Raw genomic sequence first — 253 nt, forward strand, 5'->3', positions numbered from 1 at the left:
AATGTCGAGCAGGCAGTGGGTGTCTTGTATGGCTTTGACTTTCGGCAGACTTTCTAGCCGGTGGATAGCACGCAGACCGGATTTAATGTGGCCTTCGGGCAGTGACCAGGCAGCCACTAGGGATAGTGCGGTGGTGTTGATATCGGCGTCAAGGCTGGGCATGGCCCCGACCCAGGTTTTATAGGTGGCTCTCCGGGCTTGAGCACGGGCCATCGCGTGTGGATTATTAGGGTTGGTGGTGGAAAAGAAGAAG

Source organism: Corynebacterium sp. HMSC069E04 (assembly GCF_001813175.1).
In the GTDB taxonomy this organism is placed as follows: domain Bacteria; phylum Actinomycetota; class Actinomycetes; order Mycobacteriales; family Mycobacteriaceae; genus Corynebacterium; species Corynebacterium aurimucosum.